The 15,939-nt window shown below is 72.5% G+C and carries 14 protein-coding genes and 2 pseudogenes; 10 read left to right on the top strand and 6 right to left on the bottom strand.

The annotated features are described in order from the left end of the window. Positions 1-62 precede the first annotated feature (62 nt). A complete protein-coding gene (locus tag KRH_RS10505; protein ID WP_105590572.1) occupies positions 63-725 on the top strand; it encodes a CPBP family intramembrane glutamic endopeptidase in 663 nt (220 codons plus the stop codon). Between the two features lie 224 nt (positions 726-949). Here KRH_RS10505 and KRH_RS10500 read toward each other — a convergent pair whose 3' ends face one another. Continuing rightward, the gene (locus KRH_RS10500; RefSeq protein WP_012399189.1) at positions 950-1,645 is read right to left on the bottom strand and encodes a TetR/AcrR family transcriptional regulator; all 696 of its coding nucleotides are present in this window, start codon (positions 1,643-1,645) and stop codon (positions 950-952) included. 96 nt (positions 1,646-1,741) lie between these two features. On the opposite strand from KRH_RS10500, the gene KRH_RS10495 reads away from it, so the two are divergent. The 4 genes and pseudogenes from KRH_RS10495 (at position 1,742) to KRH_RS10480 (ending at position 6,399) form a co-directional block, all read left to right on the top strand. Then, positions 1,742-3,316, top strand: coding sequence for a YhgE/Pip domain-containing protein (locus tag KRH_RS10495; protein WP_012399188.1), 1,575 nt, complete (start codon positions 1,742-1,744; stop codon positions 3,314-3,316). Between the two features lie 56 nt (positions 3,317-3,372). Further along, positions 3,373-3,921 carry a DUF4870 domain-containing protein gene (locus KRH_RS10490; protein ID WP_012399187.1) on the top strand — a complete coding sequence of 183 codons (549 nt, stop codon included), beginning with the start codon at positions 3,373-3,375 and terminating at the stop codon, positions 3,919-3,921. 405 nt (positions 3,922-4,326) lie between these two features. Then, positions 4,327-5,490, top strand: a pseudogene (locus tag KRH_RS10485) (NRAMP family divalent metal transporter). A gap of 127 nt (positions 5,491-5,617) precedes the next feature. Continuing rightward, positions 5,618-6,399, top strand: a pseudogene (locus KRH_RS10480) (putative hydro-lyase). A 149-nt stretch (positions 6,400-6,548) separates the two neighbouring features. On the opposite strand, the gene KRH_RS10475 reads toward KRH_RS10480, so the two are convergent. The 4 genes from KRH_RS10475 to KRH_RS10460 form a co-directional block, all read right to left on the bottom strand. Next, positions 6,549-7,223, bottom strand: coding sequence for a GntR family transcriptional regulator (locus KRH_RS10475; protein WP_012399183.1), 675 nt, complete (start codon positions 7,221-7,223; stop codon positions 6,549-6,551). Next, positions 7,220-8,962: an acetyl/propionyl/methylcrotonyl-CoA carboxylase subunit alpha gene (locus tag KRH_RS10470; RefSeq protein WP_012399182.1), complete on the bottom strand. Its 1,743-nt coding sequence runs from the start codon at positions 8,960-8,962 to the stop codon at positions 7,220-7,222. Before KRH_RS10470 ends, KRH_RS10475 begins: the two co-directional genes overlap by 4 nt. Continuing rightward, positions 8,959-10,629: a 5-oxoprolinase/urea amidolyase family protein gene (locus KRH_RS10465; RefSeq protein WP_012399181.1), complete on the bottom strand. Its 1,671-nt coding sequence runs from the start codon at positions 10,627-10,629 to the stop codon at positions 8,959-8,961. The genes KRH_RS10470 and KRH_RS10465 overlap by 4 nt, the downstream gene beginning before the upstream one ends. Positions 10,630-10,808: 179 nt before the next feature. Then, a complete protein-coding gene (locus tag KRH_RS10460; RefSeq protein ID WP_012399180.1) occupies positions 10,809-11,567 on the bottom strand; it encodes a LamB/YcsF family protein in 759 nt (252 codons plus the stop codon). Between the two features lie 165 nt (positions 11,568-11,732). Here KRH_RS10460 and KRH_RS10455 point away from each other — a divergent pair, with 165 nt between their 5' ends. The 4 genes from KRH_RS10455 to KRH_RS10440 all read left to right on the top strand — a co-directional run bounded on the left by KRH_RS10455 (position 11,733) and on the right by KRH_RS10440 (position 14,942). Beyond that, positions 11,733-12,926, top strand: coding sequence for an LLM class flavin-dependent oxidoreductase (locus KRH_RS10455; RefSeq protein WP_012399179.1), 1,194 nt, complete (start codon positions 11,733-11,735; stop codon positions 12,924-12,926). Positions 12,927-13,024: 98 nt separating this feature from the next. Next, positions 13,025-13,768 carry a CE1759 family FMN reductase gene (locus KRH_RS10450; RefSeq protein WP_012399178.1) on the top strand — a complete coding sequence of 248 codons (744 nt, stop codon included), beginning with the start codon at positions 13,025-13,027 and terminating at the stop codon, positions 13,766-13,768. A gap of 5 nt (positions 13,769-13,773) precedes the next feature. Then, positions 13,774-14,295 (top strand): MarR family winged helix-turn-helix transcriptional regulator, encoded by a 522-nt coding sequence (locus tag KRH_RS10445; RefSeq protein ID WP_012399177.1) that lies wholly within the window; start codon positions 13,774-13,776, stop codon positions 14,293-14,295. Positions 14,296-14,357: 62 nt separating this feature from the next. Beyond that, entirely contained in the window at positions 14,358-14,942 is a 585-nt protein-coding gene (locus KRH_RS10440) for a GNAT family N-acetyltransferase (RefSeq protein ID WP_226905819.1), read from the top strand. Here KRH_RS10440 and KRH_RS10435 read toward each other — a convergent pair. Next, positions 14,927-15,424: a GNAT family N-acetyltransferase gene (locus KRH_RS10435; protein ID WP_012399175.1), complete on the bottom strand. Its 498-nt coding sequence runs from the start codon at positions 15,422-15,424 to the stop codon at positions 14,927-14,929. The genes KRH_RS10440 and KRH_RS10435 overlap by 16 nt on opposite strands. Positions 15,425-15,528: 104 nt before the next feature. On the opposite strand from KRH_RS10435, the gene KRH_RS10430 reads away from it, so the two are divergent. Next, positions 15,529-15,864 carry a YdeI/OmpD-associated family protein gene (locus KRH_RS10430; protein ID WP_012399174.1) on the top strand — a complete coding sequence of 112 codons (336 nt, stop codon included), beginning with the start codon at positions 15,529-15,531 and terminating at the stop codon, positions 15,862-15,864. The last annotated feature ends 75 nt before the right edge of the window (positions 15,865-15,939 follow it).

Raw genomic sequence — 15,939 nt, 5'->3', positions numbered from 1 at the left:
AGCGTGGCCCCGCGCCTCGAACGTCCCCGGCGGTGCCCACCGCCGGATGGAAAGGAACCTCGGTGAGTCAACATCGGGTCAGCCCCTACGGGGACACCACGGCAGCCACCCGCAAGCGCACGGTGTGGGTGGTGGCCGCCACCGGCGTGGTGGCCGCGGTCTGCCTCGCGTGGTCCCTGCGCATCCCCGCGGGGGACCCGTGGTTCTACCCCGCCACGTTCATCCTCGCGGGGGTGTACATCGCGGGAAGCTCCGCGGCCATCCGCATGACGGGTGAGCGCCTGCCCTGGAAGGTCACCCCGCGGGGCATGCGGGACGCCGTGCTGGGCGGGATCGTGCTCGCCGTGATCTTCGTGGCCGGCGGGTTCATGGTGCGGTTCATCCCGTTCCTGGGCGAGCCGGTGCACGAGCTGCTGAACCACGCCCGCGTGGGCAGCCTGTTCATGGTGGCCCTGACCACCGCGGTCAACGGCGTGGCCGAGGAGACCTACTACCGCGGGGCCCTGTGGCGGGTGCTGCCCCGCGGCCGGCGGATCCTGGTCACCACCATTGCCTACACCGCCGTGACCTCGCTCGTGGGCATCCCGCTGCTCGCCTTTGCCGCCGCGGCGCTCGGTGCCTTCGTGGGCTACCTGCGCGAGCGCACCCGCTCGCTCGTGCCCCCGATCGTGGCGCACCTGGTGTGGTCCCTGACCATGCTCTTCGTCCTGCCGTACGTGGTCTGACGGGCACGACGCCGTGCGGCACCGCATCCCGGCCCGCCGCGGGCGCGGTGGCGCCCCGGGTGCCTGCCGTGCGTGGTGGGCCACGACGGCGCCCCGTGCGGGACCCGCGACCGGCGCCTCGTGTGGGGCCCGCCACCTGCGCCCGGTGCGGGACCCGCGACCCGCGCCGCCGGGTGGCCCCGCGGCGGCGTCGTCGTCGGGGCGTGGAACGGGAACCCTGGCGCTCAGGTGGGGCGCGTGAAGGCCAGCCACATGGTGGGGATCACCTGCTGCGCGCCGTGCCCGGAGCCACCCATGGCCATGTGGTCCGTGAGCTGACCCGAGTAGCTGGTGAGCAGCATGCGGGCCACGTCACCGGGGGAGACCAGGAACTCCAGGTGCTGGGTCTCGGCGACCCGCACGAGGGCCTGCTCGATGGCGTGGTAGACCCGGGCGCGGATAGGCGCCATCTGCTGGCGCACCTCCGGGGAGCGGAACGCCGCGATGGACAGTTCCACGCGCAGCGCCTGCTGGTTCACATTGGCCACCTGGTCCGTGACCCCCTCGATGATGCGGGTGACCACGTCCTCCACGTCCAGCCCTGAACCGAGCCAGTGGTCCAGCTCGGTGCCGAGGGTCTCCACGAGCTGCATGGCGAGGTCGTCGAACGCGAGGATCGCGAGCTCCCGCTTGGACTCGAAGTTGGAGTAGAACGCACCGCGCGTGAAACCGGCGGCCGCGCAGAGGTCGTTCACGGAGGCGCCGTCGATGCCCTGCTGCGCGAAGACGGCCGGGGCGCTGCGGATCAGCTTGAGCCGCGTGGCGCTGCGGGAACGCCTGTCCCGCGCGGCCTGCTGTGTGGCAGGGTCACTCGTGAGGGGCTGCGGGCCCCCCGCGAGGTCCGCAGCGGGTGCGCCGGGTGTCTCTGTCTGGTTGCTCACGTATCCATCGCCTCGTCTTCACATCTCGATACATCAGTGTATCGTGATCAGAAACCCCCAAGACACGTCGTGCATTCCCTGCGCCAGGAGAAACCTGTGACACCCAAACACGCTCCCGCCCACTCCTTCCGGGCCCGACTCGGCCGGCCGTTCGGCCAGCTCGGGTTCTGGCTGCTGCCCATGCTGGCGATCATCGCCGTGGGCGTGATCGGCACCGCCCTCTACCTGGGAGGCCTGTCCAGCCCGGACAAGCACTTCAAGGAGTTCCCCATTGCCGTGATCAACCAGGACAAGGGCGCCGAGGTGCCCCAGGCCGACGGCAAGGCCACCCAGGAGAACCTGGGCAAGGACCTCGTCCAGAAGTTCGCGGACAAGGCCGCCGAGGAGGACAAGATCGACCTCCGCCAGCTCAGCATGGACGAGGCCAAGGAGCAGCTGGACCGCGGTGAGCTCTACGCCGCCGTGGTGGTGCCCGAGTCCTTCTCCGAGGACACCGTGAGCCTCATCGAGGGCTCCCTCACCCGCGGCAACGCCGCCCGCCCCGAGGTCACCCTCTACACGGACCCGCAGGCCGGCTCCCTGGGCACCCGACTGGCCACGGGCGCCGTGGAGCCCGGCGTGCGCGAGGCCAGCAAGAAGCTCGGCGAGCAGCTCACGGAGTCCGTGGCACCCGCCGAGGATCGGGCCTACAACCAGGTGCTCCAGCAGCTGCAGCAGTCCCAGCAGCAGCAGTCCCAGCAGCTCCAGCGCCAGGCGGCGCAGGGCGGGCCCGAGGTCCAGCAGTTCGCCCAGCAGGTGCAGAAGTCCCAGGAGGGCTCCGCCGAGCAGATCGCCAAGGAGCTCTCGCCCACCGTCAGCTCGGTGGCCAAGGACACCCTCAAGGACCCCGTGAACATGGTGTCCAAGGCATACAACGACCTCCCCGAGGGCACCGCCCTGGGCATGAGCGCGTTCTACTACTCGATCCTGCTGCTGGTGGTCGGCTTCTCCGGCTCCGTGGCGCTGAACCTGCTCATGGACGCCCGCATGGGCATGGCCCCGTTCGAGATGGGTCCGTTCTTCAAGGACTACGAGCGGGCCGTGCTGCCCCGCCCCGTGGGCTTCCTCATGAAGTGGCTGACGTTCGTGGTCGCGGCCGCCCCGGCCTCCGCGCTCATGATGTGGGTGGCGTCCGCGGTGGGCATGCCCGTGCCCCACGGGTTCCTCGTGTTCCTGCTCGGCTGGCTCGCGATGTCCACCGTCTCGGCCATCGTGCTGGCCCTGATCTCCGTGGGCGGCAGCGTGGGCATGCTGCTGTGCCTGGTGTACCTGGTGTTCATGGGCCTGCCCTCGGCCGGCGCCGTGGTGCCGCTCGAGGCGGTCCCCGGCTTCTTCCGGGCCATCGCCCCGATCGAGCCCCTGCACCACATCTTCACGTCCGTGCGCTCCGCGCTGTTCTTCGACGCCATTCCGGAGGCCGGGCTGACCACCGGGCTCATCGGGCTGTTCGTGATGCTCGCGGTCGCGCTGCTCGTGGGTGTGCTCGGCGGCTGGGGCTACGACAAGTGGGTGGGTCTGCGCGGTTCCGACGGCGCCGCCAAGCACAGCGCCGAGGCGCCCGTGCCCGCCGGTGAGAAACCCCTCTCCAAGACTGCGGATAACCCCTCCGTGCCGGACGGCGCGTCCGCCTAGGCTGGAGTCAGGACCCGACCGAAGAGCCTCCCCGGCTCGGACACCACGGAGATGACATGAGCTACGAACCGCAGCAACCGCGTCCCGACTACCGCTCGCAGGGCCCCACCGGTCCCGGTGGGCCCGACCCCCGCGGTCAGCAGCCACCGCAGGGCGGCGGCTACGGGCAGGGTCCCCACGGCCAGCAGTATGCGCAGGGCGGGCCGTACACCCAGGGCCCGGACGGCTACCGCACGGGCTCCTCGGGGCCCCGGGACGACGAGCGCACCGTGGCCGTACTGACCCACCTCGCCGGGCCGATCGCCGCGATCGTCTCCGTGGGCTGGCTCGGCTTCCTGGGCCCGCTCATCGTGTGGTTCATCTACAAGGACAAGAGCCCGTTCCTGCGCACGGCCGCCGCGGGCGCGTTCAACTTCAACGTGACCATGTGGCTCATCAACCTGGTGGGCTGGGTCCTGCTGTTCACGGTGATCCTGGCGCCGATCGGCATCCTGCTGATCGCGGTCTACTGGGTCATGCTCTTCGTGTGCCACATCATGGCCGCGGTCAAGGCCAGCCGCGGGGACGTCTACCGCTACCCCATGCAGCTGCCCATCCTGCGCTGATCCGACGACGCCGCCCGCTTACCCCGAGCTCGAGCGTCGCCTCCACCATGAACCGCCCGGGCGGGAGTCGACACGGCTCCTCCGGGCGGTTCGTGCATGTTCGGGGGTCGGACCCACCCCTGGGCAGATTGTTCAACAACCTGTAGGGTGCAGTGGTCAGCCGCCGTGTGACTCCGCTCACGCTGACCCAGGGATGGATCCACGTCCTCTGCCTCACCACAGCCGGGCGATGCCGATCGGCACCACGAGACCGACCGCCCGGAACCCGGGCGTGCAGGCCCCGGCCCCTCGGGGGCTGCCGCCCGGGGCCCGGAGCGCGCACCGGAGACCGGAGGCCTCCCCGCCTCCGGACGGCCGTCGCGGGCCGGGCAGGGCGCTGCGGCGTCCTCGGGCCACCGCAGCGCACTGCTGGGCGCGATGTTCCTCATGGCCACGAGCGCGATCGGCCCCGGCTTCATCACCCAGACCACGGTGTTCACGGTGTAGCTGGGAGCGGCGTTCGCCTTCGCGATCCTGGTGTCCATCCTGGTGGACATCGCCGTGCAGCTGAACGTGTGGCGGGTCATTGGCGTCTCCGGCATGCGCGCGCAGGAGCTGGCCAACAGGGTGCTCCCCGGGGCCGGACACGTGCTGGCGGCCCTGGTGTTCCTGGGTGGTGCGGTGTTCAACATCGGCAACATCGCGGGAAAGGGACTCGGGCTCAATGCCATGCTGGGCATGGATCCCAAGCTCGGCGGAGCCGTCTCGGCGGTGATCGCCATCCTGGTCTTCCTGTCCAAGCGGGCCGGGCTCGCCCTGGACCGGATCGTGGTGGGCCTGGGTGCCGTCATGATCCTCATGATGCTGTACGTGGCCGTGGTGGCCGCACCCCCGGTGGGTGAGGCGCTGAAGAATACCGTGCTGCCCGAGCACGTGGACTTCCTGGTCATCACCACGCTGATCGGCGGGACCGTGGGCGGGTACATCACCTATTCCGGGGACCACCGCATGATCGACTCCGGCGTCACGGGGGTCGAGAGCGTCCAGCACATCACGCGCACGTCCGTTCTGGGCATCCTGGTCACGTGCGTCATGCGAGTGCTTCTGTTCCTGGCGATCTTCGGAATGGTGGCCGGTGGCGTGGCGCTGTCCGGGGACACCATGGCCGCGGACGCCTTCCGGGCCGCCGCCGGGGAGATCGGTGTGCGGATCTTCGGCGTGGTGCTGTGGGCCGCGGCGTTGACCTCCGTGATCGGCGCGGCGTTCACGTCCATCTCCTTCGTCACCTCCTCCGCAGGACGCCCCCGCACCCGGAACCTGCTCACCGTGGCGTTCATCCTGGTGTGCGGGGTGATCTACCTGGTGCTGGGGCAGGCTCCGCAGACTCTGCTGGTGTTCGCCGGGGCGTTCAACGGGCTCATCCTCCCGTTCGGCTTCGCCATCCTGCTGTGGGTCGGCTGGCGCCGTCGGGACCTGCTGGAGGGCTACCGGTACACCGCGTGGCTGCTCGTGGTGGGCGTGATCGCGTGGCTGTTCACCGTGTTCCTGGCCGTCAACTCCCTGGCAGGGCTGTCCAAGCTCTGGGCCTGAGCGCGCGCCCGGTCCCCGGTGCGCTGGGAGCCGCGCGGCGGCGTCGTTCCCGGGCGGACGACGTCGCACGGCACCTTCGCACCGACGCCTCCCGACCCGCCTCCGCACGGCCACGAAAGGACACCCCATGGACGAGACCACACTGACTCCAGATCGGGCCCGGCAACGATTCCGCGCCGGGCTCGTGCGCCCCGCCGCAGGCATGGCTCCGGGGCACGCCCAGGCCAACCTCGTGATCGTGCCCCGCGAACTGGCCTTCGACGTGCTGCTGTTCGCACCGCGCAACCCCAAACCCTGTCCCGTGCTCGGTGTCCTGGACGCGGGGGAGACCACCGGGGCGCTCCTGCCCGGCGGGGACATCCGCACGGACGTGCCGCAGTACGTGGTCTATGAGAACGGCGTGGAGGTGGCCCGCCCTCACGACATCACCCCGTACTGGCGCGAGGACCTGGTGACGGTGATGCTGGGCTGCTCCTTCACGTTCGAGGACGCGCTGCAGGCGCACGGCATCCGGCTCGCCCACATCGACCAGGGCGTGAACGTGCCCATGTACCGCACCTCACGGCGCTGCGAGTCGGCGGGGCGGTTGTCCGGCCCGCTGGTGGTCTCGATGCGCCCTGTGCCGGCCGCCCGGGTGGCCGACGCCGTGCGGATCACCTCCCGCTACCCCGCCGTCCACGGCGCGCCCGTGCACGTGGGGGACCCCGGGGCACTGGGATCACGGACCTGGGGTCACCGGACTTCGGCGACGCCGTGCGGATCGCCCCCGGCGAGATTCCCGTGTTCTGGGCGTGCGGGGTCACGCCGCAGGCCGCGGTGGTGGAGTCGGCTCCGCCGTTCGCCATCACCCACGCCCCGGGCCACATGCTCATCACCGACGCCCGGGACGCCGACTACCAGGTGCCCTGACGGCGCCCGGGAGCGAGGTGGCCGTGCCCTGGTGCACCCCTGCGGAGTTCGTTCCCTCCCGACACGTCAACCGCAGCCCCGGCCGGCGGTGTCGCGAGGCTCGCCCGTGACACCCGTGGCGCGTCGCCGGAGGCTCTGGCTGGCCGCCCTCACCCGAGCCGGTCGAGGATCTCGTCCCGTGCGGCACCCAGGGAGTCCCGCAGCAACCGTGCCGCCCGGTCCCGGTCGTAGGACTCCAGCGCCGCGAGCACCTCGGCGTTGCGCACCGCGTAGCGGGCGTGGAACTCCCTGTCGGCGAGCATCGCGTGGAACACCAGGCGCATCCTCGCGAGGGCCCGGTCCATGTCCGCGAGCAGCGCCCGTGAGACGGCGGCCTCCACCAGCGCCCGGTGGAAGCGCTGGTTCGCGTCCGACATGGCGGCCACGTCGGCGGTCTCCCGCGCTGCCAGCGCCGCGGACACGATGCCCCGCAGTCTCTCGTTGAGAGCGTCGTCCACGTCTCCCCACAGCACGGCTCCGGGTTCGAGAATGCGTCGGGCGGCATAGAGGTCCCGCACGTCGTCCGCGGTGGGGCGTGCCACGAACACACCCCGGTGGGGGATCCGCAGCACGAGGCCCTCTGCGGCCAGCATGGCGAAGCACTCCCGCAGGGTGTTGCGGGAGATCCCCAGCTCGGCGGACACGGCGTGCTCGGACAGCTTCGCGCCCGGTGCCAGGGCGCCGTCGGCGATCTCCGCGCGCAGGCGGGCAGCGGCGTGGGCACTTGCCTGGGTCTCGTCCCCGGCCCCGAAATCGCCGGTGTGCCCGGCCGTCCGGGGGCTCACGCGATCTCCCCGAGGGCCTGACCCGCGCGCACGGCGTCTCCCTCGGCCACGTCCCCGCGGCGCAGGGTCCCGGCTCGGTGGGCCTTCACGGGGGTCTCCATCTTCATGGCCTCGACCACCAGCACCGACTGTCCCTCCGCCACGTCCTCGCCGTCCTCGGCAAGCCACGTGACCACGGTGCCGTTCATGGGCGCGCTCAGGGTTGCCACGTCCTCCGACGAGGACACCGCGTCCGCCCCGCCCTGCCCCGGCTCACCGGCTGCGCCGCGGCCGTGCAGCAGGGCCCGCGCGAGGTCACCGGGAAGTCCCAGCCGGACCGCGCGGCCGTCCACCTCCACCGTGAACGTGGTGCGATCGGCCGCCCCCGGCTCGAGGTGGGGGGAGGCCTCGAGGGTCTGCGCGAACTCGTCCTCGATCCACGTGGTGTGCACGCGCAGGCCCTCGGAGGAGGTGAACGCGGGCTCGTCCAGCACGGCGCGGTGGAACGGCACCACGGTGGGCAGACCGCGGATCGTGAGCTCCCGCAGGGCGGCGCAGGAGCGCACGAGGGCCTGCTGCCTGTCCTCGCCCCACACGATGAGCTTGGCGAGCAGCGAGTCGTACTCGGCGGGGACCACGGACCCGGTGCGGACCCCGGTGTCCACGCGCACGCCCGCGCCCGTGGGGGCCTCGAACGCCTCCACGGTGCCCGGGGTGGGCAGGAACCCCAGGGCGGGGTCCTCCGCGTTGAGCCGGAACTCGATGGCGTGCCCCCGCGGGGCGGGGTCCTCGGTGGTGCTCAGCGGCAGTCCCTCGGCCACCCGGAACTGTTCGCGCACCAGGTCCACGCCGGAGGTCGCCTCGGTCACGGGGTGCTCCACCTGCAGCCGCGTGTTGACCTCCAGGAAGGAGATCAGCCCGTCCGGGGCTACGAGGTACTCCACCGTGCCCGCGCCGGTGTACCCGGCCTCGCGGCAGATCGCACGGGCGGAGCCGTGCAGGGTGTCGCGCTGGTCGTCCGTGAGGAACGGTGCCGGGGCCTCCTCCACGAGCTTCTGGTGGCGGCGCTGCAGCGAGCAGTCCCGCGTGCCCACCACCACCACGTTGCCCTGGGTGTCCGCGAGCACCTGGGCCTCCACGTGGCGCGGGCGGTCCAGGAAGCGCTCCACGAAGCACTCCCCGCGTCCGAACGCCGCGGTGGCCTCGCGCACGGCGGCGTCGAACGCGGACTCCACCTCCGCGAGGTCACGGGCAATACGCATGCCGCGACCGCCCCCGCCGAAGGCCGCCTTGATGGCGACCGGCAGGCCGTGCTGCTCCGCGAACGCGCGGGCCTCGGCGGCGTCGGCCACCGGACCGTCCGTGCCCGGGACCAGAGGGGCGCCCGCTCGCACGGCGATCTCCCGTGCGGTGACCTTGTTGCCGAGCGCCTCGATCACCTCCGCGGACGGGCCGACCCACGTGAGGCCCGCCGCCACGACGGCGCGCGCGAAGTCCGCGTTCTCCGAGAGGAACCCGTAGCCCGGGTGCACGGCGTCCGCGCCGGAGCGTTCCGCGACGGCGAGCAGCGCGGGAATGCTGAGGTAGGTGTCCGCGGACGAGGATCCGGGGAGCGCGTATGCCTCATCGGCCATGTGCACGTGGAGCGCGTCCGCGTCCGGCTCGGAGTACACGGCCACGGAGCTGAGTCCGGAGTCCGCGCAGGCACGCGCGATGCGCACGGCGATCTCCCCGCGGTTGGCGATCAGAACTTTCTTCATGCGGTGTCTCCTGACGTGGGCTGCTCCGCGGGGGCGGTCGCGGCGGGTGGGGGCGGGACCGGGTGGAACCGCACCGGGGATCCGGGGAGCAGCTGCGCCGCGCGCGGCAGGTCCTGCGGCAGCACCACCGCGATCACGGGATAGCCCCCGGTCACGGGGTGGTCCGCGAGGAAGAGCACGGGCACGCCGGAGTGGGGGACCTGCAGGGAGCCGGCCACCACGCCCTCGCTGGCCAGCTCGTCCTCCCGGCTGCGGGCGAGACCGCCCTCCGGTGGTGTCTCGAAGCGCACGCCCACGCGGTTGGAGTCGCTGCTGACCCGCCACGTCCGCTCGCGCAGCGCTGAGAGCGCCTCGGGGGTGAACCAGTCCTCCCGGGGGCCCGGGAGCACACGGAGCACGGTGGCGGCCCCCGCGGCGGGAACGTGCACCGCCGGTTCCTCGGGGTGTCCCACGGCCCGGCCCGGGGCGGTGGGGTGCACCGGGAGCAGGTCCCCGGCGGCCAGGGGGGCGGGTCCGATGCCGGACAGCACGTCCGTAGCGCGGCTGCCGAGCACCTCGGCCGCAGCCACACCGCCGGACACGGCGAGGTAGCTGCGCAGCCCCGCGCTCGGGGTGCCCAGGCTCAGCTGCTCGCCGTCGTAGAGCGCGAAGGGTGCGCAGAACGGAGCGGGGCGGGCATGCTCTTCGTTCGTGATGCGGGCGGTCACCGGCGCCCCGGAGAGGCCGAGCACGTGGTGGCCCCGGGCGGTGAGCTGCAGCCCGCCCATCGTGACTTCGAGCAGGGCGGCGGTGGAGGGGTTGCCCACGAGCCGGTTGGCCTGCCTCGCGGAGGCGTGGTCCGCGGCCCCGGAGGCCACCACACCAAGGTCCCCCATCCCGGGGCGGCCCAGGTCTTGGACCAGCGACAGCATTCCGGGGTCGTCGACCTCCAGGGCGTGGTCGGCGTCGTCCGCCGGGGAGGCGTGCGCCGCGCTGACGGCTTCGAGACCATCTGCGTGCTCACGGCCCGCGGTGTCCCGCCCCGGGGCGTCCTCCGGCTGGACGGCGGGATCCGGGTTCCCGGGGAGCTGCGGGTCGCCGGGCAGGCCCGGGGCGGCGTCGTCGGCCACCGTGACGAGCTCGCAAACGGCCCGGAAGCGCACCGTGTCCCCGGGGCGGACCAGCGCGGGGGAGTCCCGGTGCGTGTCCCACAGGATGGCGTCCGTGCGCCCGATCAGCTGCCACCCGCCGGGGGACCGCTGGGGGTAGACCGCGGAGAACGTGCCCGCCAGCGCCACGGATCCGGCGGGCACCGCGGTGCGCGGAGTGTCCCGGCGGGGGACGTCCAGGGGCTCGCCCGGGGCGCTGAGGTACGCGAAACCGGGCGCGAAGCCGCCGAACGCCGCCGTCCACGCGGTGCCGGTGTGGGCGTCGACCACTCCTTGCTCGCCGAGTCCCGTGAGCCGGGCGACCTCGGCGAGGTCCGCGCCGTCGTACACCACGGGGATCTCCACGGTCTTGCCCGCGGCCTGACTGCTCCCTCCGGGCCGGATGGTGACGACGGCGCTCGCGGCCGTCCGTGCCGACCGCTCGTCCGCGAAGACCACCAGCACGGTGCGGGCGGCGGCAACGAGGTCGGTCTGACCGGTGAAGGGGTGCTCCGCGAGGTGGGCGTGCCAGCGCAGCACGTCCGCCAGTTCGCCGCAGACGAGCAGGAACGCGCGGGTTCCTGCCCACCGCAGGTCAGGGACCGCGGCGTCGCCGGACGACCCGGTCGGATGTGTGCCGCTGGCGGCATGCTCGGGGCTGCCCGCCCGACGTCTCGTGCCGGTTGCCGGACGGGCGGGGCGACGACTGCGGGACGCGCTCATGCGAAGGACCGGACAGTGATGCCGGCACGGTCCAGGCCCGCGCGGACCTCGGCGGCCATCGCGGCGGCGCCGGGGGTGTCCCCGTGTACGCAGATGCTCTCGGCGTGGATCCGCACAGTGGAGCCGTCCACCGCGGTGAGCGTGCCGTCCTCGGCCAGGCGGACCATGCGCTCGGTGACCTGGGCGGCGTCGTGCAGCACCGCACCCGGATCGCGACGGGAGACGAGCGTGCCCTCGGGGGTGTAGCCGCGGTCCGCAAAGGCTTCGGGCACGGCGCGCAGCCCGGCCTTCTCCGCCGCGCGCAGGGCCGCGGAGCCGGGCAGCAGGAGCAGGGGGAGGTCCCCGCCGAAGGCCTTCACGGCATTCACCACGGCCTGGGCGTGGGCCTCGTGGTGCACGATCGTGTTGTAGAGGGCGCCGTGGGGCTTGACGTAGCGCACGGTGGTGCCCGCGGCGCGGGCCACGGCCTCCAGCGCGCCCATCTGGTAGAGCACGTCGTCCGCGAGCTCGGTGGGGGAGCAGTCCAGGAAGCGACGGCCGAAGCCCGCGAGGTCCCGATAGGCCACGTGGGCACCCACGGTGACCCCGGCGGCCACGGCGTCCCGGCAGGTCTGCGCCATCACGGAGGGGTCCCCGGCGTGGAAGCCGCAGGCCACGTTGGCGCTGGAGACGGAGCGGAAGACGGCGGCGTCGTCCCCCATGCCCCACGCGCCGAAGGGCTCGCCCACGTCGCTGTTCAGATCCATGACCGTCATGCGTGACCTCCGTCTCACTGGTGTGGTCCTCCAGCATGCACGATGGCCCGCAAATTGTTCAACAATCCACCCCGGAATATTCCCCGGGGGCACCGCATTACAGAGGTAGTTCAAATTTGAAATACCAGGGCGGGCGCGCGGCCCGCCGAGGAGGAGGCAGGGACCATGCAACTCGGAATCTTCACCATCGGGGACGTCACCCAGGACCCCACCACGGGGCGCACCCCCACCGAGAACGAGCGCATCAAGGCCACGGTGGCCATGGCCCGCAAGGCCGAGGAGCTGGGCATGGACGTGTTCGCCACCGGCCAGCACCACAACCCGCCGTTCGTGGCCCCCGCGAACCCGCCCGTGCTCATGGCGGCGGTCGCGGCGCAGACCGAGCGGATCCAGCTCTCCACCGCCACCACGCTGATCACCACCACGGACCCGGTGCGGATCGCGGAGGACTACGCGTACGTGCAGCACCTCGCGGACGGCCGCGTGGACCTGACCATGGGCCGCGGCAACACCGGCCCGGTCTACCCGTGGTTCGCCAAGGACATCCGACAGGGCATCCCGCTGGCCGTGGAGAACTACCAGCTGCTGCACCGGCTGTGGCGCGAGGAGGACGTGAACTTCTCCGGGCGCTTCCGCACGCCGCTGCAGGGCTTCACGTCCACCCCGCGGCCCCTGGACGACGTCCCGCCGTTCGTGTGGCACGGCTCCATCCGCTCCCCGGAGATCCCGGAGCAGGCGGCGTTCTACGGGGACGGGTTCTTCCACAACAACATCTTCTGGAACAAGGAGCACACCGAGCGCATGGTGGCGTTCTACCGTCAGCGCTACGAGTACTACGGCCACGGCTCCGCGGACCAGGCGATCGTGGGCCTGGGCGGGCAGGTGTTCATGGCCAGGAACTCGCAGGACGCGGTGCGCCGGTTCCGGCCCTACTTCGACAACGCGCCGGTGTACGGCCACGGGCCCTCGCTCGAGGAGTTCACGGCCCAGACGCCGCTGACCGTGGGCTCGCCCCAGCAGGTCATCGAGCGGACGCTGTCCTTCCGGGAGTACGCGGGCGACTACCAGCGCCAGCTGTTCCTGGTGGACCACGCGGGTCTGCCGCTCAAGGACGTCCTGGAGCAGATGGACGTCCTGGGCGAGGAGGTCTTCCCGGTGCTGCGCAAGGAGTTCGACGCCGCCCGGCCGGCCCACGTGCCGGAGGCCCCCACCCACGCGTCCCTCGTGGCGCGCCGCGCGGCGGGGGAAGATCCCATCCCCGGCGGCGGGCCGGACTCGCAGGCCGCCAGGGACCGGGCTGCCAAGGCGGAGGCCGCCTCCCGTGGAAACGCCGGGGCGGCGCAGGAGCCCACCGCGTAGCCCGTCCCGCGGGTGCCGCCCCGCGCGGGGCGGCACCCGCGCCGCAACGAGGTGGAGCACAGGGCAGTCACAAGCACCGAGCAGTCAGGAGACACGAGATGACCGAGCGACAGAGCATTGCCGTGGTGACCGCGGGCCTGTCCGAGGACGCGTCCACCACGCGCCTGGCGCGGGCGATCGCGCGGGCCGCGAGCGGCGTCGTCGCCCGGGGTGGTGAGGAGCCCGAGGTGCGCGTGGTGGCCCTGCGGGAGATCGCCCACGGGATCACGGACGCCATGCTGACCGGCACGGCACCCGCCGCGGTGCAGGACGCGCTGGACGCCGTGCTCGCCGCGGACGGGCTGATCGCGGCCACGCCCACCTACAAGGCGAGCTACTCCGGGCTGTTCAAGGCGTTCTTCGACCTCTTCGACGAGGGCGCCCTGGAGAACCTGCCCACCGTGGTGGCCGCGACCGGCGGCTCCCCGCGGCACTCGCTGGTCCTGGACACCGCCCTGCGCCCGCTGTTCAGCTACCTCAAGGCGCTCACGCTGCCCATCGGCGTGTACGCCGCCACGGAGGACTGGGCTGACGCCTCCCTGCAGGGCCGCATCGAGCGGGCCGGGGCGGCGCTCGCCGGCATGCTCGGGGCCGGGGCGCCGGGGCACGACGCCGCCGGGCCGGGTCCCGCGGACGGCACCGGATCCGGGGCCACGGGGGACGGCGGCTCCGCCGCGGACGATGCCTCCACGGAGTCCGTGGGGGCCCGGCGGAACGCGCCGCCGCGCCCGGAACGCCCCGTGCGGGACGAGTTCGCCGCGGTGCCGAACTTCGAGGACCTGCTGGCGGCGGTGCGAGGATGAGCTCCATGCCCCCAGAACCGAGCCAGCCCGAGGACCGTTCCGAGCCGAGCTCCGCGGGGGCGACCACCCCGGGGCCGATCACCGGCGCGGAGGGGCCCGACCGTTGGGACACGTGGCGGCTCTACTTCGAGACCACGGCGCTGCTGACGGCCCGGATCGAGGAGCGTCTCAAGGCACAGGGCTGCTCGCTCATGGAGTACCAGCTGCTCCTGCTGCTCCACGAGGCTCCCGGGCGCTGCCTGCGCATGGGTGAGCTGGCCCGCCGGATGGTGTTCTCGCCGTCGCGGCTGAACTACCAGGTCAAGGTGCTGGGCGAGCGAGGCTGGGTGCAGCGGCGTCGTGCGCCCGGTGACGGCCGCGGTTGGGAAGCCGCGCTGACCGTCGAGGGCGCACAGGCGTTCCGGCGCCTGCGCCCGGACCACGCGCGGGACGTGGAGGAGCTCTTCTTCGCCGCGCTCACGCAGGACGACGTCGCCCGGCTGGGAGACATCATGGCTCGCCTGGCGCGGGGGCTGGGGGAGGGGTGACGGTGGGGACGTTCTACGATCACCCCAGGAGTGAGCCCACCCCGTTCGCCCGTAAGCCCACGTTGACCGGTGAGCTGGTGACCCTGCGCCCCATTCGTGCGGAGGACGCGGACCTCGTCGATGCGCTGCTCCGTGAGGACCCAGAGGTCGCGCGACTCACGGGAAGCCTGCACTCCAGCACCGAGGCCTACGAGGGGCCACCCCTCGACCGGCTCCGTGAGATCTACGGGCAGTGGGCTGTGGCGGAGGACCGCCTCGTCCTGGCCGTCATCGACACCGCGAGCGGTCTGCTGGTGGGAGAGGCGGTGCTCAACAACTGGGACGAGGGCAACCGCTCGTGCGGTTTCCGCATCCTGGTCGGCGCGCCGGGCCGGGGGCGTGGACTCGGGACGGAAGCCACGCGGCTGATCGTCCGGCACGGGCTGGAAACCATGGGGCTGCACAGGATCACCCTGGAGGTGTACGACTTCAACCCTCGCGCCCGCCACGTGTACGAGAAGGCAGGGTTCCGTCACGAGGGCACGGGTCGGGAGGCCCTGCTGTTCGACGGTGAGTGGATCGACGTGCACTACATGGGGATCCTCGGTGGGGGTCTGGCGACGCCGGGAGAACGTGGCGGGGGCCGCAGCCCTCAGTCGATCCAGTAGCGACGGGTCGGGCGGCCGTTCCCGTCCTGGACCACGTTCTCCAGCACCCCGCCACAGGCCTCGATGGTCGCGGCGGAGCCCGCGTTGTCGTCGGCGCATGTGACGAGCACCCGCTCCACGCCGGCCGTGTTCAGCCGTTCCACCGACTGCCGCAGGATCTCCGTGGCGTAGCCTCGCCGCCGGAACGCGGGGCCCACGCCGTATCCCACGTGCCCGCCCACGCGGCGCAGGTAGTCGTTGAGCTCGTAGCGGATGGACGTGCGGCCCACGATCTCGCCGTCCACCTCCGCGAGCAGGTAGTCCGCCCGGACGAACCCCGGAGGCAGGTCCTCTCCCCGGGACGCGCGGTCCACGGCCGCCAGCACCCCGGGCCACGTCCCCTCGTCCAGGACGAACGAGAAGTCGTCGCGCAGCAGTTGCTCGTGCAACGCGCGGACCGCAGACTCGTCCTCGAGAGTGGGGCGTCGCAGCGTGAGCGTCATGGCCCCATGGTGGCAGGCTCGCACGTGGTGCCTCACCCCGTCACGTGGCACACTTCCGGTGTCGAGATCCCCCCGACAGTCCCCACCACGGCAGGGAGAGCACCGTGAGCGGCACCCCACAGACGACGACGCCCGCGCCCGGCAGCGCGCCCAGCGCCGCGGCGTCGTCCCCCGAGCAGGCCCCCGCCCTCCCCGGCGGCGTGGTCCACGAGCTGCCCGCGGACCTCGCCGAGGCCCTGCTGGCGGAGCCGGAGACCGCCGAGCTGTGGCGCGGGCTGACGCCCCTGGGTCGCAACGAGTTCGTGTGCTGGGTGGAGGACGCCAAGAAGCCCGAGACCCGTGCCCGCCGCATCCGGCGCACGGGCGAGGAGATGCACGAGGGCAAGCGCCGCCCGTGCTGCTGGCCCGGGTGCGAGCACCGGGAGCGCACCGGACGCTGAGGGTCACGGACCGGGCGGGTGCCCCGGTGGTGGAGGTGCGCGCGTAGGCTTCCCCTGTGCGCTGACCGCTTCGCC

This window comes from Kocuria rhizophila DC2201 (assembly GCF_000010285.1).
In the GTDB taxonomy this organism is placed as follows: domain Bacteria; phylum Actinomycetota; class Actinomycetes; order Actinomycetales; family Micrococcaceae; genus Kocuria; species Kocuria rhizophila_A.
This window is presented reverse-complemented; position numbering and strand designations above follow the sequence as displayed.